Source organism: Chelatococcus caeni, assembly GCF_014196925.1.
Taxonomy (GTDB): Bacteria; Pseudomonadota; Alphaproteobacteria; order Rhizobiales; family Beijerinckiaceae; genus Chelatococcus_A; species Chelatococcus_A caeni.
In genome coordinates, this window is record NZ_JACIEN010000004.1 from 383,894 (window position 1) to 408,858 (window position 24,965).

Consider the following 24,965-nt stretch of genomic DNA (forward strand, 5'->3'; position numbering starts at 1 on the left):
GGTCCTTCTCAGCCCTTGGTGGCGCCCGCCGTCAGGCCTTCGATGAGATGGCGCTGGCACAGGACGACAAAGGCGAGGATGGGCAGGAGCTGCACAGTGGTGGCGGCGAAGAGGACGCCCCATTCGACGCCCTCGAGCGAGCCGATCATCTCGGACAGCACGAGGGGCGCGGTCTTGGCGTTCTTCGTCGTGAAGATGAAGGCGAAGAGGAACTCGTTCCACGCATAGACGATGACGAAGATGGCGACCGCCACCATGCCCTGCGCCGACAGGGGCAGGATGACGCGGCGGAAGATCTGCGCCTGGCTCGCCCCGTCCATCATCGCCGCCTCGTCGAGCTCGCGCGGGATCTGGTCGATGAAGGTGCGCATCACCATGGTGCCGAGCGACACGAAGAAGGCCGCATAGAGGATGATGAGCACCGCATGGGTGTCGTTGAGCCCGAGCGCGTTGACGATCGGGAACAGCGGCAGCGTCGTCACGATGGGCGGCAGGAGACGCAGCGCGATCATGGCGAAGACGGAGCCGGAGAGGAAACGGCTGCGCCAGCGCGAATAGCCGAAGCCCGCGAGCGTCGAGGTGAGCACCGCGAGCAGCGTCGCGCCCACGGTGACGATGAAGCTGTTGGCGAGCCCGGTGAAGAAGTCGCCCCAGCGCTGCCACAGGGCGACGAAGTTCTCGAAGGTCGGCCGCCAGGCGACGCCGGTGGCGAAGATGTCGCGCTCGGGCGTGAAGGCGGCGCTCACGATGAGCGCGATCGGCCCGAGCGACCAGGCGAGCACCAGGGCGACGGCAACGGCCTTGCCGAGGAGGCGCATGAGCCCGGAGGGCGTGAAGGCAGGATCAGTCGGCACGGGCGAACATCTCCCGGTAGAGCCGGCGCAGGTAGAAGGCGGCGAGCAGGAGCGAGGTCACCACCATCAGCCATCCGGTCGCGCTCGCCGCGCCGAAGTCGTTGTAGCGGAAGGCCTCGAGATAGAGGTAGACGGCGACGACCTCTGTCGAGCGCGCCGGCCCGCCCTGCGTCAGCAGCCACACCTCCGAGAACAGGCGGTAGGCGAAGATGTAGCGGAACAGCATGGCGACGAGGATGGCCGGCATGAGCAGCGGCAGCGTGACGCGCCGGAAGCTCTGCCAGGCGCTCGCCCCGTCGATCTCCGCCGCCTCGTAGAGGTCCTTCGGGATGGCGAGCCGCGCCGCATAGAGGATGATGAAGGTGAAGGGCAGGTGCAGCCAGATGCTGAGCAGTGCGACGAGCGCGAGCCCGTGGCTCGGCACCACCGACCATTCGAGCGGCGGCAGGCCGAGGCCGGTGAGCACCCGCGTCATGAAACCGGTGTCGGGATCGAACAAGGTGCGCCACATGACGACGGCGCCGACCTCGCTCACCGCATAAGGCGCGAGGACGGCGGCGATGAGCAGCTTCCGAAAGGGTAGGCCGCCGGCGAAGAGCACCGCCATGGCGAGGCCGAGCACGACCTCGACATGCACGACGATGAGCACGACGACGACGGTGTTGCCCAGGGCCCGCCAGAAATAGGGATCGGCGAGAATCTTGGCGTAGTTGGCGAAGCCGACGAAGGTCGCCGCCCGGCCGAAGGTCGATTGCTGGAAGGAAAGCCACAGCACATAGGCGGCGGGAATGAGGATGACGAAGGCGAGCAGCGCGAGCGCGGGGGCGACATAGGGCAGCGCCCGGCGCGGCTCCTGCATGGCGGAGATCGAGAAGGCCGCCATGCGGTCACTCCGTGATGCGGTGGGCGGCGAGCGCCGCCCGGTCGACGGTAATGCCGAGGCCCGGGCCGGCCGGCACCGGCAGCGCGCCGTCGACCATCGTCGCCGGATCGCCGACCTGCTCCATGAGCAGCGCCTCGCGCAAAGGGTTGCGATAGACCATGCATTCGAAGGCAAGGCAGTTTTCCGCAGCGGCGGCGAGCTGCAGGCTGGCGGCGACGCAGATGGCGCCCGACCAGCCGACGTGCGGGGCATAGGCGACGTTGAAGCTCTGCGCGAGCTCGGCGATGCGCCAGGTCTCGGTGATGCCGCCGGCCCGCGCCACGTCCGGCTGGATGAGGCCGATGGACCGGTCCTGCAGCATGGGCAGGGCGTCGAGCGCCGTGAAGTCGCTTTCGCCCGCGGCGAGCCGCACGTCGAGCTTGTCGCGCAGCAGACGATAGCCCGCGCGGTCCTCTGGCCGCAGCGGCTCCTCGAACCAGTCGTAGCCGCACTCCTCGAGCGCGCGGCCGACGCGTACCGCATCGTCGAGGTCATAGGCCCAGTTGGCATCGACGCTGAGGCCGATGGCATCGCCGGCGAGGCGGCGCACGAGGCGGATGCGGTCGATCGAGGCGGGCACGGAGCGGCCGGTCTTCACCTTGATCTGATGGAAGCCGGCATCGAGCGCCGCCGCGACCTCCGCCTCGACGGACGCGTCGTCGAACCAGTTGATCGAGGAGGCATAGGCCGGGACCGTGCCGCGCCCGACGCCGCCGAGGAGCTTCGCCACCGGCATGCCGGCGGCCTTGCCGGCAATATCCCACAGGGCGATGTCGACACCGGCGACAGCCTCGACCAGCATGCCGCCGACGCGGCCGGTGAGCGCGCCGCGCATGGCGTTCCACAACCGGCGCCGGTCGAGCGCATCCTCGCCGAGGATCCTCGGCGCGAGCACGCCTTCGATGAAGCGCGCGTAGGCGGCCGCGCCGCGCCGGCCGAGGCACTCGCCGAAGCCGACGAGGCCCTCGTCCGTCTCCACCTCGACGACGACGATCTCGATCGTCGCCCAGTCGCCCTGCGATGTCCGCTGCGCTGTCGGCAGCGTGGCGCGCAGTGGATGCGCCTCAACCCGTGCGATGCGGCCGGCTGCCGGCCGTTTGGTGTCGGGCATGATCCCGCCTCTGGTTTCCTCTCTGCATCTCACCTATCTGATAAGTTTCTAGGTTGCAACCCTGCTGGGTTTATGCGATGAAGGCGCCATGCAGGATCAACTCGACATCGCGACCGATGCCCGCGCCGATGACTGGGCGACGCTCCTCGGCGCAGCCGACATCGCGCCGAGCCGTCTCGGCGACGCGGTCATCGAGCGCTTGACGGAAGCGATCATCGACGGCCGCCTCAAGCCCGGCGATCCCCTGCCCTCCGAGGGGCAAATCGCCGCCACCTTCGGCATCTCCAAGCCGATCGCGCGCGAGGCGCTGCGCGAGCTTGCGGCGATGGGCGTCATCCAGGTGCAGCAGGGCAAGGTCAGCCGCGTGCGCGCCATCGACAGCGGGCCGCTGGCGCGCTTCTACCGCTTCGCCATAGGCAGCACGAAGCACGGCCTGCGCGAGGCGGTGGAGCTGCGCCGCATGCTGGAGCCGCATATCGCCGCCCTCGCCGCCGAGCGGCGCACCGAGGCCGACGTCGCCGTGATGCACGACATCCTGAAGCGGATGGAGGCGACGCTCGGCGACGTGCCGGCGTGGATCGAGGCGGACCTCGCCTTCCACAACCAGGTGGCGGCGATGGCGCACAACCGGCTCGTCATGCTGCAGCTCAAGGGGCTCGAGCCGGTCGTGCGCATCATGATGGTGCGCTTCAACGCGCGCGAGGCGCGCACCATGGACGACTGGCGCGTGACGCTGGCGCGCCACGCCCTCATCGCCGAGGCGATCGAGGAGGGCAATCCCGCAGCGGCGGAGGCGGCCATGCGCAGCCACTTCGCCGCCGCCGATGCCGCCATCCGCGAGATCTTCGGGCCGGACCCGACGCCGGGCCGGCCGGGCTAGGCCCATATCACCAGCGAGGCCCGCAGCAGAACGGGCCCGAAGGGAGGGAACGAGAATGGCACCGATCGACAGAAGGACGCTGCTGGCAACGGCAGGCGCGGCGCTGGCAGCCCCGAACATCGCCTTCGGCCAGGCGGCCAAGGGCCCGCCGCTGCAGGTCTTTTCCCACCGCGTCCACAAGACCGTGGCAACCGGCCAGAGCGGCGACGTCACCGCCCCCTGGACGGCCGATACGGGCATCACCGTCGAATGGACGACGTTCGACACGGGACCGTTGCAGGAACGCCTGTTCCGCGAGGCCTCCCTGTCGCAGACGAGCGTCGACGTCGGCTTCATCCTCAACACCCAGGCGGTGCCGCGCACGGCCGAGCTCTTCGAGCTGCTCGACGACTACATGCGCAGCGACCCGCCGGAGGATGTCGCCGACATCTTCCCCGGCCTCATCGAGGGCATGACCGTCGGCGGCCGGCTCGTCGCCATGCCCGTGCGGCACGCCTCGTCCGGCCTGCACTGGAATGCCGACATCCTCGCCGAGCGCGGCTTCGAGAAACCGCCGGCGACGATGGAAGAGCTCGTCGAGGTGGCGAAGGCCTCGACCTACAAGCGCGCCGACGGCACCAACTGCGTCGGCCTGTGCATGCCGGGCGTCACCTATCCCAATGTCATCGACATCGCCCGCGCCTGGGACGGCGATTTCATCACGAAGGATTTCAAGGTGGTGGCGGATCAGGAGGGCATGCTCAATGCCATCCGCCTGCTGCGCGGCCTGTTCGAGGCCGGCGCCTTCCCGCGCAACTTCGCCGCCCTGACGACGGAGGAGGTGGCGACCTGGATGCAGCAGGGCCGCGCCGCGATGGCCCTGCAGAGCATGGGCCGCAATCGCATCTTCAACGACCCGCAGAAGAGCAAGTTCGCCGGCAAGATCATGACGGGGGCCGTGCCGATCTCGGAAACGCTGAAGGACCGCTATGCGGTCGCGCCGGCGAAGGTCGAGTTCTGGGGCCTCGCCATCCCCAAGAACAGCACGCGCAAGGACCTCGCCTGGAGCTTCATCAAGGCGATGCTGACGAAGGACGCGACGCTCAAGATGGCGCTGAGCGGCAACGGTCCCGTCCGCGCCTCGACCTATGACGATGCCGGCTTCCGGGCGTCGGTACCCTATGCGGATGCCGAGCGCGACGTCCTCAAGGTGGCGCGCGTGCCGGTGCCCGCCTTCGACGAGGCGGCGCGTGCCGGCGACATCTTCAAGGAAGAGGCCGAGGCGGCGGTCCTCGGCATGAAGAGCCCCGAGGCGGCCATGACATCGGTCGTCGAACGGGTCAGGCCGCTGCTGCCGTCCTGACGACGCAGCGCGGCGGGCGATTAAAACAACGAAACCGGAGGAGATCCGCGATGGCGGAGGATATCGCTTGGGCAAGGAATGACGGCTGGCGTCTGTCACGCCGCCAAATGCTGCAGCTCTCGGCCGGGGCCGCGCTCGCCGGCCTCCTGCCGCGCACGGCCATGGCCGCGGGGCTCGAACTCAACGTCTTCGGCCATCGCGTCCACCAGGCTGCCGCGACGACCGGGCCGGGCGGCGACGCGACGGAAGCATGGCGCCAGGAGAGCGGCAACACCGCCTCGTGGGTGACGCTCGGCGACGTCAACGCCATCCACGAGCGCCTCCTGCGCGAGGCGACGCTCGGCACGACGACGATCGACGTTGCCTATCTGCTCAACGGCCGGGCCGTGCCGCGCAACCTCAAGCTCTTCACGCCGCTCGACAGCTTCCTGAAGGAGGCGCCGATCGCCGAGTTCGACGACATCGCGCCGGGGCTCGTGAAGCCCCTGCAGCTCGACGGCGCGCTCTACGGCGTGCCCGTGCGCCATGCCACCAACGTCATCATCTACAATGAGGCCCTGTTCGAGGAGCGCGGCGTCGCCCTGCCGAAGACCTTCGAGGAACTCGTCGAGGCGGCGCGCAAGCTCACCTTCAAGCGCGACGACGGCACCCAGGTCTACGGCCTCGCCTTCACGCCGGTCTTCGCCTCGAACTTCCTGACGATCGCCCGCTGCCTCGATGGCGACTACATGACCGAGGACCGGAAGATCGTGGCGGCCGAGGCGCCGATGGTCGAGGCCCTGACGGTGCTCGCCTCGCTCTACAAGGACGGCGTCCTGCCGCGCAACACGGCGACGCTCAACAACGAGGAGCTGACGACCTGGATGCAGCAGGGCCGCGCCGCCATGAGTATCCAACCCTTCGCCCGCCTCGCCTCCTACAACGACCCGCAGAAGTCGCGCTATCCGGGCAAGCTCAAGCCGCTGGTGCCGCCGATGGCGGAGGCGCTCGCCGGCAAGGCGAGCTATGCCCCGACGGTGGAGTTCTGGTCGCTCGTCATCCCCGCCAATTCGAAGAACCAGCGCGCCGCCTGGGATTTCATCCGGCACCTGTCCTCGCCCGCCGCGACGATGCAGATGGCGCTCAACGGCAACGGGCCGGTGCGCATCAAGACCTATGCCGACCCGGCCTTCGGCAAGAGCTATCCCTACGCCGCCGTGGAGGCCGAGGCCGTCGCCGCCTCGCGCATCCACCTGCCCGCCTTCGACGAGCAGGCCCGCGCCCACGACATCTTCATCGAGGAGACGCAGGCCGCCGTCTTCGGCATGAAGACGCCGCAGGACGCCATGGCGGACGCGGTGAAGCGCGTCGCGCCCCTGCTCGGCTGACGTTGCCCTTCAAGCGCCGGACGCGCTCCCCGGGTCCGATCCGATCAGGTTCCAACCTGATCGGATCCGGCTCTAGGCGCCCGTCCGCGGGGCCGGCATCGGCCCGACATAGCGCGACTGCGGCCGGATCAGCCGGCCGGCCTTCTCCTGCTCCAGCACATGGGCGGTCCAGCCCGCCATGCGGCCCGCCGCGAAGACATTGGTGAAGCCGTCGCGTGCGAAGCCCACGGCCTCGAGGACGAGCGCCGTATAGAACTCCACATTGGTCTCGAGCGGCCGCAGCGGCTTGCGCTCGGCGAGCAGGGCAAGGGCCTCCGCCTCCACCGCCTCGGCAAAGCGGATGCGGCCGCCGGCATCGCGCAGGCCGGCCACGGCGCCCTTCAGCACGTCGGCCCGCGGGTCGCGCACGCGATAGATGCGGTGGCCGAAGCCCATCAGCCGTTCGCCGCGCGCCAATGCCTCCGCCAGCCACGGGCGGATGCGGCTTTCCTCGCCGATGGCGTCGAGCATGTCGAGCACCGGCCCCGGCGCCCCGCCGTGGAGCGGCCCCTTGAGCGCGCAGAGCGCGCCGATGACCGATGAGAACAGCCCCGCCTTGGTCGAGGCGATAACGCGCGCCGTGAAGGTCGATGCGTTGAGGCCGTGGTCGGCCACGGTGACGAGATAGGTGTCGAGCGCCCGCACGTGGCTCTCTGCAGCCGGGCTGCCGTGCAGCATTCTGAGGAAATCCGCCGCTTGCCCCAGATCCATATCCGGCGCGACTGGATCCTTCCCGGCGCGGCGGCGGTGGATCGCCGCGGCGAAGACCGGCACCGCCGCAACGGCCAGCACGTGATGCGGCCCACCCTCCGCGTCCGCCAGCGCCGACAGCAGCAGGCGCAGCGCCTCGACCGGCGCGAGGCCGTCCGTTGCCGGCAGCAGCGGCGGCAGGAGCGCGAAGGTGTGGGTGCGCGCACGGCCGAGCGCACTGCGGATCTCGGCCTCCTCCATCGGCTCGGGCGCAAGGTCCCGCCACAGCAGGGCGAGCACGCTCTCGAAGCTTCTGCTCGCAAGGGCCTCCAGATCGTGCCCGCGCACGATCAGGCGCCCGGCCGCGCCATCGACATGGCTCAGCACGGTTTCGGCGGCGATGACATCGTCGAGCCCCGGCGCGGCGTGAGCGGCAAGCGGGGCAAGGGCGGGCGGTGATGGGTTTGAACGGCTCGTCATGGTCATCCTCGCGAAAAGCTTGCCGCGAGGATGGCGCTGGAATACATATAGTCAATATTGATTCATGTAATCAATCTAGGAGCGACGATGGCGGACCACGACCGGTTCATGGACGCGGGGGCGGCTGCGCAGAGCCTCGGCGTCAGCCGGGCGACGCTCTATGCCTATGTGAGCCGCGGCCTCATCCGCACGGGCGAGGCCGCGGGCGATCCGCGCCGGCGCCTCTACAGCGCGCACGACATCGAGGCGCTCAAGCGGCGCAAGGAAACCGGCCGCCGACCCGCCCGGGTCGCGGAGACGACGCTCGACTGGGGCCTGCCGGTCCTCGCATCCGCCATCACGCTCATCGAGGACGGCCGCCTCTACTATCGCGGCCACGAGGCGACCCGCTGGGCCGAGACGGCGACGCTGGAGGACACGGCGCGGCTCCTCTGGAACTGCGAGGGGCGGGATCCCTTTGCCGGGGCGCCCACAGGCGCCCCCTGGGATGCCGCGCTTCTCGCCCGCCTCGCCCACCTGCCGCTGACGGAACGGTGCCAGGCGCTGCTGCCGCTCGTTCCCGCCGGCCGCGCCATTGCCTGGCAGCGGGACGTGCGCAGCCTATGGCCCGGCGCCGCGGCCTTGCTGCGTGCGACCGCCGCCGCGGCCAGCGGGACGGAGCCGGACGGTGACGACGTCCACCGGCATCTCACCCGGGCCTGGCACCTTGACGAGACGGGCGCCGACATCCTGCGGCGGGCGCTGGTGCTCGCCGCCGATCACGAGCTCAATGCCTCGGCCTTCGCCGTGCGCGTCGTCGCATCGACGGGCGCCTCGCTCGGCGCCTGCCTGAACGCCGGCCTCGCAGCCCTGAGCGGTCCCCTGCACGGCGGCACGACGAGCCTGGTCGAGATCCTGTTCGATGAGGTGGAGCGGGCCGGCGACGCGGCCGCGGTCGTGGAGGCGCGGCTCAGGCGGGGCGAAGGCGTGCCGGGCTTCGTCCACCCGCTCTATCCGGAGGGTGACCCGCGCGCCGCCGCCCTCCTGCCGCTGCTGCCGGCGGATGCTGCCCGCGATGCCCTGGCGGAGGTCATGCAGACAAGCGCCGGGCGGCTGCCCAACATCGATTTCGCGCTGGTGGCCCTGCGCCGGGCGTTCAACCTGCCGGCGGGCGCGGCGCTCGCGATCTTCGCCGTCGGCCGCACCGTCGGCTGGATCGCCCACGCGCTGGAGCAGCGGCTGGAGGACAGGCTCATCCGCCCCCGTGCGCGCTACACCGGCCCTTCCGCCGAAGACGCCTGAGAAGGGGCGAACCGCCCCGCGCTCACTCGCGGCGGTCTCCGTAGAGCTCCTTGATCTTGCGGTGCTGCTTCTCCCGCTCGCCGGGGCTCAGCCGCCGGCGCCGCATCAGGACGTAGATGACGGCGGCCGCGAACAACACCGGGCCGATGGCGACGAGGAAGAACCAGAAATACTCACCCATGGGTGCCTCCGTCCTCCGCCTCAGTAGCCGCCGATGATGGGCAGGATCTCGCCCGTGATGTAGCTGGAACAGTGCGGCGAGGCGAAGAAGACATAGGCGGGCGCGATCTCCTCCGGCTGGGCCGGGCGCTTCATCGGCACCTTGGCGCCGAACTGCGCGACCTGCTCCGGCGGCCGCTCGGACGGGTTGAGCGGCGTCCACACGGGCCCGGGGGCGACGGCGTTGACGCGAATGCCGCGCGACACGAGGTTGGACGCCAGCGCCCGCGTGAAGGCGTGGATGCCACCCTTCGTCATCGAATAGTCGATGAGTTCCTTGCTGCCGTCGATGCCGGTAATCGAGCCTGTGTTGATGATCGCCGAGCCCGGCTTCATGTGCGGGATCGCCGCCTTGGCCATGAAGAAGTAGCCGTAGAGATTCGTCTTCAGCGTCGTGTCGAAATGCTCCGGCGTGAGATCCTCGATATCGGAGGCGTGGTACTGGAAGGCGGCATTGTTGACGAGCACGTCGAGCTTGCCGAATTCGTCGAGCACGCGCTTCACCGTCTCCTCGCAGGTCTCCTGCCTGCCGACGTCGCCGGGCAGCAGGATGCAGCGGCGGCCTTCCTTCTCCACCGCACGCCGCGTCTCCTCGGCGTCCTCGTGCTCCGAAAGATAGGCGATGGCGACATCCGCCCCCTCGCGCGCGAAGAGCACCGCCACGGCCCGGCCGATTCCGGAATCGCCGCCGGTGATGAGCGCCGTCTTGCCTTCGAGCTTCTTCGAGCCGAGGTAGTAGGGCGCATCGTACATCGGTGCCGGCGAGAGCTTGGCCTCGACGCCGGGCTTGCGGTGATGCTGCTCCGGGAAGGGCGGCTCGGGATAGTGGCGCGCGCCGGCCTGCATCGCGCCATCGCCGCCGCCACCGTCTTTGCGGCTGTCGGCGGCATCGACCTGCTTCTGCACCTCACGCTGGCGCGCCGCTGCGGCGCCGGCGTCGCTCGACATGCCTTGGCGAGTGTCGGACATGAAAACCTCCGTGCTGCGGAACAGGGTCACGCCGCCATCTTGCGGCAGTGCTCGGCACAGGTGCGGCAGGCCTCCACGCAGGCCTGCATGTCGCCGATACGCTCACAATCGTCGGCGCACTGGCTGCAGATCTCGGCGCATTCGGCACAGACGTGCCGGTGATGCTCGGAGCCGATGAGCATGAAATGCGCGGCCGTGCGGCAGATCTCGGCACAGGCCATCATCAGGGTGAAATGCCGCTTCTCGGTATGGGCGCCGCCGAGCTCCAGGCAGTGGCCCATCGCGGTCGACTGGCAGGTCCCGTAGCAATGAAGGCACGCATCGATGCAGGCGCGCATGTTCTGGTCGATGTGATGCATGGCGATTCTCCCTGTCCGAATGCCCTCCCAATCGCGCCCGTCCCCCATTGTTCCCCCCGCCGGCGGAACCGCGCCGATCGGCTCCGCATTGAGCGATGACGACCGCCGGGGCGCCCCGGCCGCAGAACGAGGACGGAGCGAGCCATGAGCCCCCTGTTGAGAAAACTGAGCAACTTCAGCACTTTCGACGCCGAGGAAACGGCCGCGATCGAAGCGCTGGCATCCGAGCCCATGCTCTATGCGCCGCGCGAGATCATCATCGGGGAGGGCGAGCGGCCGCAGGGGGTCAATCTCGTCCTGTCGGGTTTCGCCTGCCGCTACAAGGCCCTGCCCGACGGCCGGCGGCAGATCCTCGGCTATTTCGTGCCGGGCGACATCTGCGACCTGCGCGTGTTCATCCTCGAGGAGATGGACCATTCCATCGCCGCCGTGACGGCGGCGGAGGTCGTCGTCCTGCCGGCGGAGGAGATCCGTGGGATCACGGCCCGCTTCCCGCGCATCACGACCGCCCTGTGGTGGGCGACGCTCGTCGAGGAGGCGATCTCGCGGGAATGGATCCTCAACATGGGCCGGCGGTCGGCCGGCGAACGCACCGCCCATCTCTTCTGCGAGATCTACCACCGGCTTAGGGCGGTGGGTCTGGCGGACGGGGGGCGGTTCACGTTTCCGGTGACGCAGCCGGAGCTTGCCGATGCCCTCGGCCTCTCCGTCGTGCACGTCAACCGGACGCTGCAGTTCCTGCGCCGTCGCGGGGTCGTCGACTTCGAGAACGGCGAGGTCCTGATGCCCGACCTCGAAGCGCTGGAGGACTACGCCATGTTCAATCCGCGCCATCTGCACCTGCGCGAACAGGCGCGGCCTGAGGCCCGGGCGCCGCTCGAAACCACCTGAAGCGCGCCACGGGCCGCACGGAACAATCGCAACCCGCTACGGTTGGAAACCGGCGGGGCGTGCCGGCCGCTCGCAGGCGTCATCGTTGCCTCTCTCCCGGCCGGTGCGCTTCGCACGTCGCCGCTCCGCCGCGCCCATCACAACCCGACGGAGACATGATCATGCCGACGAAAGACGAATGGCTCGATCGCTGGCTGCGCGACGCCCACGCCATGGAGCAACAGGCCGAGCAGGTGCTGCGGGCCCAGATCCAGCGCCTCGAGAACTATCCCCAGTTCCGCCGCAGGATCGAGGAACACCTCGCCGAAACCGAGCGGCAGCGCACGCTCGTCGAGGGCTGCCTCGCCCGGCGCGGCACGGCGCCTTCCGGCCTCAAGGACGCGGCCGGCAAGCTGACGGCCATGGTGCAAGGCCTTACCGGCCTCGTCGCCGGGGACGAGGTGGTGAAGGCCGCCCTGGTGAGCTACGCCTTCGAGCAGTTCGAGGCGATTTCCTACCGTATCCTGGCGAGCGCCGCGGAGGCGGCGGGCGACATGGAGACGGCCCGCGTCTGCGCGGAAATCTGCCGCGAGGAGGAGGCCATGGCGGCCTGGCTCGCCAATCACGCGCCGGAGGCCACGCATACCTTCCTCGACCGTGACATGGCGGACCTCGAGGAGGCCAAGCGCTGACGCGCGCCGCGGCTCAGCGGGCGCCGAGGATCATCTCGCGCACCCAGTGCAGCAGCAGCGTGTCATAGGCCTGCCGGTCGCTGTCGCGCGAGAGGGCATGGTCGGCCCCCTCGAGGATCCTGTAGGTCACCGACCGCGCATTGATGAAGGCGGACAGATAGCTCGCCACGGCGGGATGGGGGACGATGTCGTCGTTCTCGGATTCGACGATGAGCACATCACCCTTGAAGCGCTCGCACTCGCGCAGGACGAGATTTTCCTCGCGCGGGACGAAGCGCTGGCGGTAGCGCGCGAGATCGGCGCGGTTGAGGCTGAATTTCGGCACCGTCCAGCCGTCGTCGCGGTAGAGCGCCGGCACGCGCAGCGCGAGCCATCGCACCGGGCGATGCGCGGTGAGGAGTGCCGCGAGATAGCCCCCGTAGGAGCTGCCGACGACGGCAATGGCGCTCGTGTCGATGTTGGGCTGCTCCGTCAGCGCATCGTAGGCGGCGCACAGGTCGGCGAGGTTGTCCCGCCGCGTGACCGTGCGCAGCTGATCGGCCCGGGCGCCATGGCCGCGCATGTCGAAGGTCAGGCAGATGCATCCCAGCTGGGAGATGCCCAGGGCGCGGCTGCGGTCGCGCTCCTGGCTGCCCGCCCAGCCGTGGACGAAGAGGATGCCCGGCATGCCGGTCCGCGGCTCGACGACGAGGCCGCCGAGTTCCGTCCTGTCGACGGAGATAGTGATCTTCCTGTCGGGCACGTCTTCGCTCCTCGACGGGCCGATATCGCCTTTCAAAGCTGTCGCACGAAACATATTGGGCTGGCTGGATGCGGCAAGAGGACGGCAAGGGCCGTCGGTTGCCAGGATCAGTTCTCGTCGAAGCGGCCGCCTTCGCGCGAGGGATTGCGCGAGATGGAGGCCTCTTCCCGGTCATCCGGGAGCACCTCGTCACTCTCCTGGTAGTTGTCGCGGCCTTCGCCGTAGTGCTCGTCCGTCCGTACGCGACCGGACCGGTCCACGACACCGCCGCTGCGCGAGGTGCCGGCGGGCCGGATGTCCGCCCCTTCCACCTCGTCCCAGTCAAGCCCCGCCCGTTCGGGGGTGCTGCGCGGTTCAACACCGGTGCGGACCTCGTCGCGGTCTTCTCCTCGTGGGGCTTTTCGGTTCATGGTCCTGTTCCTTCCGATGTCATGGCAAAGGGCCCGCCAGATACGAGGCGGCGGACTTCTCGCCGAGCTCATGAAGCAGGCGCGAGCGGGACCGGTGCAGCCTGCTCTTGACCGTGCCGATATCCAGGGCGCAGATGCGGGCGGCGTCCTCGTAGCTCGTGCCCAGGATGCCGATCAGCACGACGATCTCGCGTTGCCCGTTGGGCAGGCGCTCGATGGCGCGGCGCATCTCGCCGGCCCGCACGGTCCATTCCTGCCCCGGCGCCGAGATGGGCCGGCCCGATGCGCATTCGGCGAGCCCCGGCGCCTCGCGCGCCTCAACTTTGACGCGGTTGAGGAAGGTGTTCCGCATGATGGTGAACAGCCACGATTTCAGCCGGGTACCGGGCTCGAACTGGTCGATCCGGCCAATGGCACGCGCCAGCGTTTCCTGGACGAGGTCGTCGGCATCGTTCCGGTCGCGGCAGAACCCGCGCGCGAAGGCGCGCAGCGCCGGGATGAGGGCCACGACTTCGTCGCCCCTGCGCCGGTCGTGCCGCGCCGCCGAGCCGTCGGCCATCGTTGTGCACTCCCTGTCAGGCCTGCCCTTGCCTGCCAAACGTCACCTTCCGGCGATTGTTCCAGACGGTACCGCTCTCGGAACAGACGCGCGCCCAGCCGGTTCGGGGGTGGGCAGGGCCGGCGCCAGCGATCTCGCGCGAGCCATTCATCCGGCCTGCCACGCAAGCAGACAGGAGGGAAAGATGAGAGTGAGCGAAGCGATGACGCGCAATGTCAGCATCGCGCGCCCGGACCAGTCCATCCAGGAGGCCGCCCGCATGATGGCGGACATCGACGCCGGCATCCTGCCGGTCGGCGACAACGACCGGCTCGTCGGCATGATCACCGACCGCGATATCGCCGTGCGCGCGGTCGCGGCGGGCAAGGGCCCCGACGCGCAGGTCGCCGACGTCATGACGCGCGACGTATGCTACTGCTTCGACGACGAGGATCTCGACGACGTCGCGCACAACCTCGGCGAGCAGCAGATCAGGCGCATCCCCGTCGTCAACCGCGACAAGCGCCTCGTCGGCATCCTGTCGCTGGGCGATCTCGCCATCATGCAGCAGGGGCCCGCGGGCGAGGCCCTGGCCGGCATCTCCCGGCCGGGCGGCATGCATTCGCAGACGGGCAACGCCTGACGCATGCGCAGGCGGGGCAGGCGCCGCCGACGGCGAGCGCCCGTCCCTCCTTTACTCCCCGGGTGCGCGCAGGCTGTTTCGCCGCAGCTCGTCGATGTCCGGCGCATCGGAGAGGAAGAGCGCAATCGGCCGCAGGGCCGGGACATGCGCCGCGACGACCATGATGAGCAGCGTCATCGGCACCGCGAGCAGCGCACCGATGAGGCCCCACACCCACGTCCAGAACATCAGCGCCACCAGGACGACGAGGCCCGACAGGGACATCTGCCGCCCGAGCAGCCTGGGATCGACGTAGTTGCCGAGCACCTGCTCGATGACGAGGATGCCGCCGGCGACGATGGCGGCCGAGGCCGGATCGAGCCGCAGCACGGCGACGGCCATGGGCACGGCGCCCGCGATGATCGAGCCGACGGTGGGTATGAAGTTGAGCAGGAAGGCGAGCGTGCCCATGACGATGACGAACGGCAGGTCCCACCACCAGGCCCAGGCGGCATAGAGGATGCCCGTGAGCAGGCCGAGGAACGCCCTGACAAGGAGATAGCGGCGGACGCGCCCGGCGACGTCGACGAGCACGTGGCGGCAATCGACGCTGCCGCGCCAGGTCGTGACGGCCGCGACCTTGCGGCGCAGGACCGGCGCCTCGACCAGCATGAACAGGATCAGGAACAGCGCCAGCGTCAGCACGCCGGCCGTCTGCCACACCGCATTCGCCAGCCACGACAGGAAGCCGACGGCCGGCTCGATGAGACGGTCGGCGGAGACGACGTTTCTCAGACTGTCGATCGGCAGGCCGAGGCGCTCGACGAACGCCGCGAGCCGCTCCAGCAGCGCGACGAGGGCCTCCCGATGCTCCGGCAGCCCGATGGCGAGCCGCTGGCCGGCATAGCTGATGCCGATGAGGAACGCGGCGAAGACGAGCAGGATGACCAGCATCGCGGCGAGATGGCCGAGCCAGCGCAGCCCCCGCGGCAGGCGGGCGCCGATCGCCGCATCGATGGGCCAGACGGCGAGCGCCACGAAGAAGGCGAAGGCGAGCGGGCCTGTGAACCAGGCCGTGGCCCTCAGGGCGAGGACGGCAGCGATCGCAACGAGGAGCCCGAGCATCCATTCCACCGGCCGCAGGCCCGGGGCGACGGCTCCGGGCCCGCCTTCGCGTCCGGCGGCGGGCGCCCTGCCCCTGCCTTCCACGGGGTCAGCCGGCGGCGACATGGCGCCAGCTTCGCCGCACATCCTCGACGAAGCCCTCGTACGCCCCGGCCCGGTCCGCCTCGCCCCTGATGCGCAGCAGATAGGAGGGGTGGATCGTCACGAAGAGGGAGATGCCGTCGTTGAGCGCATGCGGCTCGCCGCGCAGCGAGGCGATCGTCGCCGGCCGCTCCAGGATGCTGCGAACCGCGGTGGCGCCGAGGGCCACGATGACACGCGGCGCGACGATGGCGATTTCCTGGTCGAGCCACCACTTGCACCGGTCGATCTCGTGCGCGTTGGGGCGCTGGTGCATGCGCCGCTTGCCGCGCTGCTGGAACTTGAAGTGCTTCACGGCATTGGTGACGAACACCTTGCCACGCGGCACCCCGGCATCGGCGAGCGCACGCTCGAACATGCGGCCGGCGGGGCCGACGAAGGGACGCCCGGCCTTGTCCTCGCTGTCGCCCGGCTGCTCGCCGACGAACATGAGCCTTGCCCGGGACGGGCCCTCGCCCGGCACCACATGCGTCGCGAAGCGGTAGAGCGGGCAGCGCGTGCAGCACGCCTCCGCGGCCGCCAGTTCCTGCAATGGCTCGTCACCCGTCGTCCGGTCCATCAGTTCCCGCCATGGGGCTCCCGTGAGGCACGCCTTGCTTCACGAGGCCGAACCGGCGCGGCGGCACGATGTTCCAGACCTCCTGCCGCGGGCGAACGGCCGCACGGGTGGCTCAGGCGGGGATGCCGCCGTGCTGTCGCACGCGGTTGCGCCCGGCCCGCTTGGCGGCATAGAGCGCCGCATCCGCCCGGGCGACGAGCTGCGCGAGGCTGTCGCCGGCGCGCGCCTCGGCCAGGCCGAAGCTCGCCGTGACCTGCCAGCCGTCGGGCAGGGAGCCGAACCGCGCCTCGCTGACCGCGGCCCTCAGCCGCTCGGCGAAGGCCGCGGCCCCCGACGCGTCGCACCCGGACAGCAGCAGAACGAATTCCTCGCCGCCGAAACGGGCACTGAGATCGCCCCGCCGCGTCGCCCGCCGCACCAGGGCCGCGAAGGTGCGCAGCACCTCGTCGCCGGCTGGATGGCCGAAGGTGTCGTTGATGCTCTTGAAGCGGTCGATGTCGGCGATGACGAGGCACAGCGGATGGCTGCGCCGGTCGGCGAGCCGCTGTGCGGCGCCCTCCTCGAAGCCGCGCCGGTTGAGGATGCCGGTCAGCGGGTCGAGGTTGCCGGTGCGGCGCAGGTCCTCGATGACGTCGCCGACCGTGACGGCAAGGAGCGCGAGCGCCAGGGCGACACCGAGCACGGCCAGCGAGAACTGCAGCGCGAGCCAGAACGGCGATATGCCGAACTGCGATGGATCGGGCGCGGCGACACCGACGGTGAGGATGGTGCGCGGGAAGAAGTGCAGGGCAAAGGCCAGGAGCGTCCAGAACAGGACACGCTCCGTCAGGCGCCCGTACCGCATATCACGCAGCCGCCACGCCGTTCCAAGGCATATCAGGCCGTAGCCGAAGTTGAGGATGTAGATGCGGACCAGCAGGTTCCGCTCCACATAGAAGAAGAAGGCGATGCCGCCCACGATGAGGAGCGTGATGGCGGCCTTCTCGGCGAAGGAGGTGCGCTTGCCCGTCCGCGCGAGCAGCCCCTCGGTGAAGCAGAGCACGCTCACGGTATAGATGAAGGCCGACACGACGGCATTCGGCCCGGCGCCGGGCGGGATCTGCAGGATCTGCGACAGCGTGCCGAGGCAGAACAGCAGGCAGGAGGCGCCGAAGACGAGAAGGTGCCTCCGGCGACGGTCGAAGGTCCACGCCAGCACGAAGCTCGCCGAAAAGACGAGCAGGATGGTCGGACCTACCAACAGAACCAGCCGCATGGCGCCCCACGATGCCCCGCTCTCCGCAAGGTCTGTCGGCGCTGCATATCGTCCGCATGCAACCTCTGCAAGTTGCGTCGGCTGCGGGCGGGGCGCGGCCCTGCTAGCGCATCGCGCGCCGTCCGATGGCGAGGGCCGCGATCGCGAACAGCGCGCAGGCCAGCGCGACGAAGATCGGGAGGCCATGGCCGGCCGCCTGCATGGCGAAGCCGGCGAGCGCCGGGCCGACGAGTGCGCCGACGCCCCAGAACAGGCCCATGCCCGCATAGATGCCGATGATGTCGCTGCCGGAGAACCGGCTGCCTACGATCGCCAGCATCAGCGTGTAGATGCCGACGAAGACGCCACCCCAGACGAAGAGGAGCGCGTAGGTCATCGCCGGGCTGGCGAGCGCGAAGGGCCACGCGACGGCGCCGAGGGCCGACACCGCGGCGAGCGCGACGATCAGGCGCTCCCGGTCCATCCGGTCGCCAAGCCAGCCGATCGGCACCTGCAGGACGATGGCACCGAACATCATGTAGGCCATGAGCTGCGTCGCGTCGCCCTCCCCCCAGCCGAGCGACATCGCGTAGAGCGTCAGGAAGGTCAGCCCGGCCGTCTCGATCGCCGCATTGAGGGCCGTGGCGCCCATGGCGATGGGCGCAAGACGCATGTAGCGCAGGGGATTGCCGTGGGCGGGCTTCTCGAAGGCCGGCGCCGCGATCCGCGCGAAGGTGACGAAGAGGGCGGCAGCGGCCGCAAGGGCGGCACCGATGCCGTAGGCGGTGAAGCCGTCCGACCCCACGAGCGACAGGATCAGCGGTCCGAGCGCGAAGCCGACGGACAGGGCCGCGGTATAGGCGCCCATCGTGCGCGCCCGCGAGCTCTCGGAGCTCAGCGCGTTCAGCCATGTCTCGGACAGGACGAACAGCACCTCCGAGGCGGCGCCGAGCAATATGCGCAGCGGAAACCAGAGCCATACCAAGGGCATCAGCGGAAACAGGCACAGGAGCAGCGCCGCACAGCCGAGCGCGCCGACGATCGCCCGCCGCAGCCCCCATCGGGCGCCGATCCGCGGAAGGAGGAAGGCCATAGCGAGGACGCCGACGGCGTGCATCGCCGCATTGGCACCGATGAGGCCCTCGCTCAGGCCGCGCTCCGCCAGATCGAGCGCGATCAGCGCCGCGCTCAGGCTGTAGGTCAGCCCGAAGACCGCCGCGGTGGCGATGATGCCCGCACGGGCCAGGACGGCGCTGCCCCCGACGATGCTGGTGTACACGCGAACCTCTCAGTCGCCGGACGGCGCGGCGGCGGCAGCCGGATGGCCGGACGGAGCCGGATGGGCGCGACCGTCGTCGGGCCGCGGCTCGAATTGGGCGATCAGGGCTCCGACGGCCTGGGCGTAGTCGAGGACGATGCCCGGCGTCCAGGCCATCCACGCCGCCCGGCGGCGCAGCAGCCCCGCGATCCACAGCTCGGGCGCGCAGAGGAGGCGCAGCAGGAAGGCGGGCGATCGCGCCGCCTCGGCAAAGCGGCCCTCGATGGCGACGTCGAGCGCGCTCGCCACCGCGCTGGAGCAGTTGCGGTCCGTGAGATTGTAGGTCGCGTCCGCACGGTAGGCCTGCCAGAACGCGCGCAGCGCCCGCCGGTTGAGGCCGGCGAGCCGCACCTGCACGGTCGAGGGGCACCATTCCGCGCTCTCCTCGGCATAGCTCGGCTTGAAGAGGCCGGGCACGTCGTTGTCCGGGGTTGCCCTGAGGGCGCGGGCGAACTGGGAGGGTGCCCGGTCGATCTCGACCGCGGGATAGTGGCTGATGTAGACGTCCGGCGGCACCTCGAGCGCGGCATGGCCGGTCGAGACGATGCCCTTCTCGTCCCGGGCCGCGACATAGCGCTCGACGCCCCTGTGCAGCGGCACGATGCCTCCGGTCGGCGTCCACACATGCACGACGACGTCACCCTCGTCCGGCCCCTCGCCCCGAACAGGAAGGACCCGCCGCGGAGAGCCGGGCTTGAGATCCCGCACGCGTCCCCTGGCCAGGATCATCGCGACGGAGGTGTCCGGCGGCAGCCGCCGGATGCGCAGCGCCAGCCCGCACAGCCCGAAGGCCGATACGATCATCAGCGTGCCGACGTCGGCGCCGACCTCGCCCTGCCAGTGGCTCGGCCAGGGAACGAAGGACCAGATGCCGATCAGGAACTCGACGGCCGCCTTGAAGATGGACAGCCGCCAACGGTGGAAGCGCACGACATAGGCGCTGCTCGCCCGCCAGACGGCGTCGGCGACGAGGAGCGTGCCGACCAGGAAGCCGACGAGGATGCCGCTGTGCCAGGGCGCCTCGATGATCAGGAGGACGATGACGACGAGGACGGCCGCCTTGCCGAGGCGCAGCAGCCGGCGCCCGTTCGGCGCCGACAGGCCGCTGACCGCGGAGAAGGCGGCATCGATGAGCAGCGGAATGGCGAAGTAGGTCGACGAGAAGCGCAGGTCGTCGTCGAGGGCGGTGACGACAAAGAAGAGGCCGCCGGCCATCCACAGGAGGCCGAGGACGCCGACGAGCCACCACTTGCGGCGCACCATGCCGCCGCCGATGAGCAGGAGGAGAAGCTCCAGCATGTTCGCGCACGCCCCCCGGGCGGCCGGCATGTCGCTCGCTCTGCAGCCGGCATCGTATTCCCCGAGACCGGCATGCTAGTTCGGCTTCTTCTTCAAAGTCTTAACGACGAAGCAATGGAGCGCCATTGGATCGCCCCAGGACGATGCACGATGGGCCGTCCGACCAACCCGCATGGGAGGGCGAGCGTGCGGACGGACGTTGCTTGCGCGGCCATGAGACACGGCCGGCGCCTCGAGCTGCGTTATGACGGCTTCACGCGTGTCGTCGAGGTGCACGCCGTGGGCGAGACGACCGCCGGCCACCTCGCCATGAGCGCCTGGCAGGTGCGCGGCGGCAGCAGCAGCCATGAAGACCGGGGCTGGAAGACCTTCCTGCTCGACGAGGTCTCGTCCGCCGTCGAGATCGACGAACGATCGCAAGCACCACGTCCCGATTACGTGCATGGTTCGAGGCAGTTCCGGCGCATCATCTGCCAGCTTTAGCCACCGCCGGCCGGCACCGCGCTCCGATCTTCGCAATGTCCCGTAACCTCGGGCAGCGCAGGGGCGAGCATGAAGGGCAGGAAGCCCTGCAGCCACAGCCCGAAGGCGGTCGCCCACAGGACGGCGGCGAGGCCGTAGTGCATCCCGTGAAGCACCGAAGCAAGGCCGGTCTCGGGGGCGGTGCGCACCAGCGCGGCCATCGCGACAAGCAGGAACGCGGCCCTCGCCTGCCACGGTATCGCCAGTGGCCGGCCGGTGTGCCTGAGGCCTGCGACGGTGAAGACGGCGAGCACCGCGATGCCGAGGCAGCCCATGGCAAGCATGTGCAGCCCGGCCGCGGGCGAGACGGGTGCCCCGAGCTGCCCCGCGCCGATGAACAGAAGACCGATCCCCGCTGCGGCATTCGCGCCGGCCAGAGCCAGCACGTGACTTGCCAGCACGCTGCGCCCCACGAACCATTCCGCCAGCCGGTCCATGAAGGCCGCGCCGGCGGCGAGCGCGAGGAAGGCCGGCGCCGCGGACTGCGGAAAGGCGAGCTGAGCCGCCGCATAGAGGGCCGCGAGCCCGGCGGCGAGATTCTGGCGCCCGGGATGGGGCCTATAGGGCGTCGTCTCGCCAGAAGGATCGAGCGCGAGGTTGAGCACGACCACGTTGATCCGCGACAGCGACAGCGCGAACAGGATGACGAAGACGAGGAGGCTCGCGGCGAGCAGGCGCTGCGCGAGGGCAAATTCGCCCGCCATCCAGGCGAGGCGGATGGCCATTTCAGCCGCAACGAGCACCACGAGCCAGGCCGCGAAGGACCAGTGACGCCACAGGCGCCGCCGCGCCATCGGGACGGCGACATGGGCAAGGAGCAGCGACAGGAAGGCGGCATCACCGGCGAGCGCCAGCGGCACGAGCCAATCGGCGGCGAGAAGCCCGACGATGCGCCCCGGCAGCCAGAGCCCCACGAGGAGCAGGAGCGCCCGGCCGCGGGCCCGGTCCGTATCGGTCCATTCCGGCACGGCCGAGGTCAGGAAGCCGGCGAGTGCGGCGCCATAGGTGCCGAAGACCATTTCGTGCGCATGCCATTGGCCCTGCGGCACCGCACCCGAGAAAGGCAGGTCGAACGAGAAGGCCAGCGTCCACAGGAGCGGCCAGAGGGCGCCGTGCGAGGCGGCGACAGGAAAGAAGAGGCGCAGGCCCTCGTCGAGGAGAAGCTGCGGCGAGTGCCTGACCGAACGGTCGCTGGAGGCGCTCATTGCAGCCGCCCGGCCCCGTCGAGGAGTTCGGCGAAGGCCTCTTCGCGCGACCAGGCGGCCACGAGGTCGAAGACGAAGCGCTCGTCCCGCGCGCCGGGCCGGCCGGGGACGGCCCGCAGGTCGACGATGCCGCGCCGGCGCGCCGAGAGCACGACCAGCCGGTCGGCGATGCGCGCGGCCTCACCGAGATCGTGCGTCACGAAGAGGGCGCAGAAGCCCTCGCGCGCCGCCGCCTGCGCGAGGTGATCCTGCATCATGCGGCGCAGGCCGACATCGACGGCCGAGAACGGCTCGTCGAGAAAGACCACGTCCGGCGCCACGGCGAGCGCGCGGGCCACCGCCGCACGCTGGCGCATGCCGCCGGAGAGCTCCGCCGGGAACTTGCCGAGATCATCCGCCTCGAGGCCCACCTCCCTTGCCCGCGCCGCGGCGATCTCTCGCCTGTGCCGACGCGGCGTCCCGGCGCAGGCGAGCCCATAGGCGATGTTGTCGCGCGCCGTCAGCCACGGCAGCAGCCGGGGCTCCTGGAAGACGATGGCGTGGCGCCGGTAGGCGCGGTGCACGCGGCCGCGCAGCGGCACGACGAGACCCGCTGCGATCTGCATGAGCGTCGTCTTGCCGCAGCCGGAGGGACCGACGAGGGCGACGATCTCGCCGGCGGCGAAGGCGAGGTTCATGCCCTCGATGACCGTGCGGCCGAGGAAGGCGTGGCCGATGTTCTCGAGCCGCAGCTTCATCGCTTGACGCCCCAGGGTTGGCCGGCCGTGCGCCAGCGCTCGGCCGCCTCCCGCAGCGGCTGCAGGACGAGATGGTCGCTGCCGAGCGCGCAGAGGACGACGAGGACCGTCAGGGCCATCACCTGCGGGATGTCGAACAGGGCGCGCGCCTTGGCGAGCGCGCCGCCGATGCCGCCGGAATTGCCGAGCAGCTCCGCCATGACCGCGACCTTCCAGGCCGTGCCGATGGCCGTCGTCCAGGCCGCGAAGAGATAGGAGAGAAGATGCGGCAGCGTCACGTCCCGGAAGCGGCGGAGCGGTCCGGCACCGAAGGCGCGCGCCATGGCATCGAGGCCGCGGTCCCGCGTCGCCACGCCTTCCAGCGCCCCCGCAAAGGAGATGGGCAACGCGGCGACGATCACGGTCGCGACGGCCGAGCCGCCGGAGGCGCCGAACCAGATGAGGGCGAGGACGATCCACGAGATCGGCGGCACGCCGAGGATGAAGGTGACGACCGGCTTCATCAGCCTCAGAGCGGCGAAGGAATAGCCCGCGATGGTCCCCGCCGCCGTGCCGATGCCGGCGGCAAGGAGAAAGCCGGTGAGCGCGCGTAGTCCCGTCTCCTTCACGGCCGCGCCCAAGCCCGGCTCCGTCGCGAGATCGGCGAGCGTCATGAGCGTCGTCAGCGGGTCCGGCAGGACGAAATCCCCGTAGAGCTCGTGTGCCGCCTGCCAGGCGGCAGCAAGGCACAGAAGCCCCGTCGCCCCGGCCCAGGCCGACCAGAGATAGCGTCCGAGCCAGGCGGCGGCCCGTGCTTCAGAGCGCATAGAAGCCGGCATCAGGCTGCCTGCCGCCGATGATGCGCGGATCGTCCTCGGCGAGGGCGGCGAAGAAGCCCGTCAGCGCCTCGCGGGCAGCGGAGGCACGCAAGGCGACGAGATTGCTCGAGGCGATCGCGCGCCCGACAACCGGTGCCGGCAGTTCGAGGGCGGCTGCGGCCGCACCGCCCGCCGCCGCCGGATCGGCCTTCACGCGGGCAAGGGCCGCTTCGAGCGCGCCCTGCAGGGCCTCAAGCCCTTCCCCACCCAGCCTGTCGGCGAGCGCTGGCGTCACGGCGAGGCCGGCCTGCGGCATGGAGGCCGCACCCGTGGCCGCCTGCCAGGCCCGCCGGCAATCGACGGCGCGCACCAGTTCCTTGCCCGCCATGCCGCCGCGCAGGATGGCGGCCGAGGCCGCCGGCTCCGACAGGAGCGCGGCATCGACCCGCCCCGCGAGGAGGAGCTGGACGGCCTCTGGCGGCGAGCCGACGTAGTCGAGATGGATGTCCTTGCCGGGCGTGAGACCAGCCTTGGCCAGGAGCCGCTGCAGCACGAGGTCGGGCATGTCGTTGGCGAAGGGCACCGCGATGCGCCGGCCGGCAAGCCCGGCAACTCCCTCGGGCCCGGGCGTGCCGACGACATGGAGCAGCCCCTCCGTCAGGACGTTGAGAAGCCGCAGGCCCGCGCCGCGATTGTAGAAATTGGCCGCGACATAAGTCGGCACCACGACCGCCTGCATCGTACCGCCCGCGATCCCGGCGCGCATCTCGTCCGGCGAGCGCCAGACGCGAAAGTCGACGGACTGGCCCCGGATCTCCCCCTCGGCCGCGGCCTGCGCGAGGACGACGGAGGGCGCGGCCGGCGGACCCCAGAGCGTCAGGGCCTGAGAGCCGGCGAGGGCGGGCCGCACGGCGAGAGCGGCAATGCCTGACAGCATGAGATGACGGCGATCGATCATGACCAATCCTCGGTTTCGTCGGGCCTCCGGCCCGATCGCAGGCAGGCGGGAGCATCCGGTCGGCACGCGAGCCTCCGCCTTTGGAACATTTAAAAAGACATATTTGCTATGTCTCTTTTATCGCGCAGGGTTGCCGGCCCCTGTCAAGGGCGGTCGCACGACACATGTTGAAAAATCGCATTAGGGATGCATCTTTTCTGAAGCCACCTTCGGGCACGGGAGCATGCGGCCATGAGGCTCACGAACTTTTCCGACTACGCACTGCGCATGCTGATGCTCGCGGCATCGGCCGGCGAACGGCTCATCACCATCGAGGAGACGGCGCGCACCTTCGACATCTCCCGCGCCCATCTGATGAAGGTGGCGACGGCGCTGACCCGGGCAGGCTTCCTGAAGGCGGTGCGCGGCCGGTCCGGCGGCCTGGCCCTGGCACATGACCCGAAGGACATCAGGCTCGGCGACGTGGTGCGGGCGACCGAGCCCGATTTCCATCTCGTCGAATGCTTCGCCACGGGCGATGCCTGCCTCATCACGCGGCCCTGCCGGCTGCCGCGCATCCTGCGCGAGGCGCTCGACGCCTTCACCGCGACGCTCGACCGCTACACCCTCGCCGACATCATGCTGAAGCCCGAGGACTTTCTGGCGCCGGCCGCCTGAGGCGAGGCGCGCCGCATACCGTCATG

General features: G+C 70.1%; 28 protein-coding genes. 9 read left to right on the top strand and 19 right to left on the bottom strand.

Annotation, left to right across the window (positions count from 1 at the left end):
• Positions 1-8: 8 nt before the first annotated feature.
• The 3 genes from GGR16_RS17950 to GGR16_RS17960 are packed head-to-tail and all read right to left on the bottom strand — an operon-like array spanning position 9 to position 2,887.
• Positions 9-854 carry a carbohydrate ABC transporter permease gene (locus tag GGR16_RS17950; protein WP_245258958.1) on the bottom strand — a complete coding sequence of 282 codons (846 nt, stop codon included), beginning with the start codon at positions 852-854 and terminating at the stop codon, positions 9-11.
• On the bottom strand, positions 844-1,737 hold the full coding sequence (locus GGR16_RS17955; protein WP_019404308.1) for a carbohydrate ABC transporter permease: 894 nt from the start codon (positions 1,735-1,737) through the stop codon (positions 844-846). Before GGR16_RS17955 ends, GGR16_RS17950 begins: the two co-directional genes overlap by 11 nt.
• A gap of 4 nt (positions 1,738-1,741) precedes the next feature.
• Positions 1,742-2,887 carry a mandelate racemase/muconate lactonizing enzyme family protein gene (locus GGR16_RS17960; RefSeq protein WP_019404307.1) on the bottom strand — a complete coding sequence of 382 codons (1,146 nt, stop codon included), beginning with the start codon at positions 2,885-2,887 and terminating at the stop codon, positions 1,742-1,744.
• Between the two features lie 88 nt (positions 2,888-2,975).
• Between GGR16_RS17960 and GGR16_RS17965 the strand changes: the two genes are divergently transcribed.
• The 3 genes from GGR16_RS17965 to GGR16_RS17975 are packed head-to-tail and all read left to right on the top strand — an operon-like array spanning position 2,976 to position 6,476.
• Positions 2,976-3,767 carry a FadR/GntR family transcriptional regulator gene (locus GGR16_RS17965; RefSeq protein WP_183317487.1) on the top strand — a complete coding sequence of 264 codons (792 nt, stop codon included), beginning with the start codon at positions 2,976-2,978 and terminating at the stop codon, positions 3,765-3,767.
• Positions 3,768-3,822: 55 nt separating this feature from the next.
• Complete coding sequence (locus GGR16_RS17970; protein ID WP_183317488.1) at positions 3,823-5,109, top strand: ABC transporter substrate-binding protein; 1,287 nt, start codon at positions 3,823-3,825, stop codon at positions 5,107-5,109.
• Between the two features lie 50 nt (positions 5,110-5,159).
• Positions 5,160-6,476 (top strand): ABC transporter substrate-binding protein, encoded by a 1,317-nt coding sequence (locus GGR16_RS17975; RefSeq protein WP_183317489.1) that lies wholly within the window; start codon positions 5,160-5,162, stop codon positions 6,474-6,476.
• 72 nt (positions 6,477-6,548) lie between these two features.
• Here GGR16_RS17975 and GGR16_RS17980 read toward each other — a convergent pair whose 3' ends face one another.
• Complete coding sequence (locus GGR16_RS17980) at positions 6,549-7,685, bottom strand: citrate synthase (protein ID WP_183317490.1); 1,137 nt, start codon at positions 7,683-7,685, stop codon at positions 6,549-6,551.
• Between the two features lie 87 nt (positions 7,686-7,772).
• Between GGR16_RS17980 and GGR16_RS17985 the strand changes: the two genes are divergently transcribed.
• Positions 7,773-8,966 (top strand): citrate synthase family protein, encoded by a 1,194-nt coding sequence (locus GGR16_RS17985; RefSeq protein ID WP_183317491.1) that lies wholly within the window; start codon positions 7,773-7,775, stop codon positions 8,964-8,966.
• A 22-nt stretch (positions 8,967-8,988) separates the two neighbouring features.
• Here the strand turns inward: GGR16_RS17985 and GGR16_RS17990 are convergent, their stop codons facing one another.
• From GGR16_RS17990 to GGR16_RS18000, 3 genes are read right to left on the bottom strand one after another with little or no spacing between them, the layout of a single operon-like run.
• Positions 8,989-9,147, bottom strand: coding sequence for a hypothetical protein (locus tag GGR16_RS17990; RefSeq protein WP_019401734.1), 159 nt, complete (start codon positions 9,145-9,147; stop codon positions 8,989-8,991).
• Positions 9,148-9,167: 20 nt separating this feature from the next.
• A complete protein-coding gene (locus GGR16_RS17995) occupies positions 9,168-10,154 on the bottom strand; it encodes an SDR family oxidoreductase (RefSeq protein ID WP_246373158.1) in 987 nt (328 codons plus the stop codon).
• A gap of 26 nt (positions 10,155-10,180) precedes the next feature.
• The gene (locus GGR16_RS18000; protein ID WP_019401732.1) at positions 10,181-10,513 is read right to left on the bottom strand and encodes a four-helix bundle copper-binding protein; all 333 of its coding nucleotides are present in this window, start codon (positions 10,511-10,513) and stop codon (positions 10,181-10,183) included.
• A gap of 144 nt (positions 10,514-10,657) precedes the next feature.
• Between GGR16_RS18000 and GGR16_RS18005 the strand changes: the two genes are divergently transcribed.
• Both GGR16_RS18005 and GGR16_RS18010 read left to right on the top strand, forming a co-directional pair.
• Positions 10,658-11,404 carry a Crp/Fnr family transcriptional regulator gene (locus tag GGR16_RS18005; protein ID WP_026015060.1) on the top strand — a complete coding sequence of 249 codons (747 nt, stop codon included), beginning with the start codon at positions 10,658-10,660 and terminating at the stop codon, positions 11,402-11,404.
• A gap of 161 nt (positions 11,405-11,565) precedes the next feature.
• Positions 11,566-12,075, top strand: a complete 510-nt coding sequence (locus tag GGR16_RS18010; RefSeq protein WP_026015059.1) for a YciE/YciF ferroxidase family protein — start codon at positions 11,566-11,568, stop codon at positions 12,073-12,075.
• A 13-nt stretch (positions 12,076-12,088) separates the two neighbouring features.
• On the opposite strand, the gene GGR16_RS18015 is transcribed toward GGR16_RS18010, so the two are convergent.
• From GGR16_RS18015 to GGR16_RS18025, 3 genes are all read right to left on the bottom strand, one after another.
• The gene (locus GGR16_RS18015; protein ID WP_183317493.1) at positions 12,089-12,817 is read right to left on the bottom strand and encodes an alpha/beta fold hydrolase; all 729 of its coding nucleotides are present in this window, start codon (positions 12,815-12,817) and stop codon (positions 12,089-12,091) included.
• Positions 12,818-12,924: 107 nt separating this feature from the next.
• Positions 12,925-13,227, bottom strand: coding sequence for a hypothetical protein (locus GGR16_RS18020; RefSeq protein WP_183317544.1), 303 nt, complete (start codon positions 13,225-13,227; stop codon positions 12,925-12,927).
• A gap of 19 nt (positions 13,228-13,246) precedes the next feature.
• Positions 13,247-13,786, bottom strand: a complete 540-nt coding sequence (locus GGR16_RS18025; RefSeq protein ID WP_183317494.1) for a sigma-70 family RNA polymerase sigma factor — start codon at positions 13,784-13,786, stop codon at positions 13,247-13,249.
• Positions 13,787-13,970: 184 nt separating this feature from the next.
• Between GGR16_RS18025 and GGR16_RS18030 the strand changes: the two genes are divergently transcribed.
• Positions 13,971-14,408, top strand: a complete 438-nt coding sequence (locus GGR16_RS18030; RefSeq protein ID WP_183317495.1) for a CBS domain-containing protein — start codon at positions 13,971-13,973, stop codon at positions 14,406-14,408.
• 51 nt (positions 14,409-14,459) lie between these two features.
• On the opposite strand, the gene GGR16_RS18035 is transcribed toward GGR16_RS18030, so the two are convergent.
• The 5 genes from GGR16_RS18035 to GGR16_RS18055 all read right to left on the bottom strand — a co-directional run bounded on the left by GGR16_RS18035 (position 14,460) and on the right by GGR16_RS18055 (position 20,063).
• Positions 14,460-15,512, bottom strand: coding sequence for an AI-2E family transporter (locus GGR16_RS18035; protein ID WP_183317496.1), 1,053 nt, complete (start codon positions 15,510-15,512; stop codon positions 14,460-14,462).
• Positions 15,513-15,600: 88 nt separating this feature from the next.
• Positions 15,601-16,212, bottom strand: a complete 612-nt coding sequence (locus GGR16_RS18040) for a UdgX family uracil-DNA binding protein (RefSeq protein WP_183317497.1) — start codon at positions 16,210-16,212, stop codon at positions 15,601-15,603.
• A gap of 112 nt (positions 16,213-16,324) precedes the next feature.
• Entirely contained in the window at positions 16,325-17,467 is a 1,143-nt protein-coding gene (locus GGR16_RS18045) for a GGDEF domain-containing protein (RefSeq protein ID WP_183317498.1), read from the bottom strand.
• 103 nt (positions 17,468-17,570) lie between these two features.
• The gene (locus GGR16_RS18050) at positions 17,571-18,725 is read right to left on the bottom strand and encodes an MFS transporter (protein ID WP_183317499.1); all 1,155 of its coding nucleotides are present in this window, start codon (positions 18,723-18,725) and stop codon (positions 17,571-17,573) included.
• Positions 18,726-18,734: 9 nt separating this feature from the next.
• Positions 18,735-20,063 (bottom strand): HdeD family acid-resistance protein, encoded by a 1,329-nt coding sequence (locus GGR16_RS18055; protein WP_183317500.1) that lies wholly within the window; start codon positions 20,061-20,063, stop codon positions 18,735-18,737.
• A 213-nt stretch (positions 20,064-20,276) separates the two neighbouring features.
• On the opposite strand from GGR16_RS18055, the gene GGR16_RS18060 reads away from it, so the two are divergent.
• On the top strand, positions 20,277-20,546 hold the full coding sequence (locus GGR16_RS18060) for a hypothetical protein (RefSeq protein ID WP_183317501.1): 270 nt from the start codon (positions 20,277-20,279) through the stop codon (positions 20,544-20,546).
• Here the strand turns inward: GGR16_RS18060 and GGR16_RS18065 are convergent.
• From GGR16_RS18065 to GGR16_RS18080, 4 genes are read right to left on the bottom strand one after another with little or no spacing between them, the layout of a single operon-like run.
• The gene (locus GGR16_RS18065; RefSeq protein WP_183317502.1) at positions 20,543-21,790 is read right to left on the bottom strand and encodes an NnrS family protein; all 1,248 of its coding nucleotides are present in this window, start codon (positions 21,788-21,790) and stop codon (positions 20,543-20,545) included. The two genes, GGR16_RS18060 and GGR16_RS18065, sit on opposite strands and share 4 nt — an antisense overlap.
• Positions 21,787-22,527, bottom strand: coding sequence for an ABC transporter ATP-binding protein (locus GGR16_RS18070; RefSeq protein ID WP_183317503.1), 741 nt, complete (start codon positions 22,525-22,527; stop codon positions 21,787-21,789). Before GGR16_RS18070 ends, GGR16_RS18065 begins: the two co-directional genes overlap by 4 nt.
• Positions 22,524-23,333: an ABC transporter permease gene (locus tag GGR16_RS18075; RefSeq protein WP_183317504.1), complete on the bottom strand. Its 810-nt coding sequence runs from the start codon at positions 23,331-23,333 to the stop codon at positions 22,524-22,526. Before GGR16_RS18075 ends, GGR16_RS18070 begins: the two co-directional genes overlap by 4 nt.
• The gene (locus GGR16_RS18080) at positions 23,323-24,282 is read right to left on the bottom strand and encodes an ABC transporter substrate-binding protein (protein ID WP_210289609.1); all 960 of its coding nucleotides are present in this window, start codon (positions 24,280-24,282) and stop codon (positions 23,323-23,325) included. The genes GGR16_RS18075 and GGR16_RS18080 overlap by 11 nt, the downstream gene beginning before the upstream one ends.
• A gap of 231 nt (positions 24,283-24,513) precedes the next feature.
• Here GGR16_RS18080 and GGR16_RS18085 point away from each other — a divergent pair, with 231 nt between their 5' ends.
• Positions 24,514-24,939: an RrF2 family transcriptional regulator gene (locus tag GGR16_RS18085; protein ID WP_183317505.1), complete on the top strand. Its 426-nt coding sequence runs from the start codon at positions 24,514-24,516 to the stop codon at positions 24,937-24,939.
• Positions 24,940-24,965: the final 26 nt, after the last annotated feature.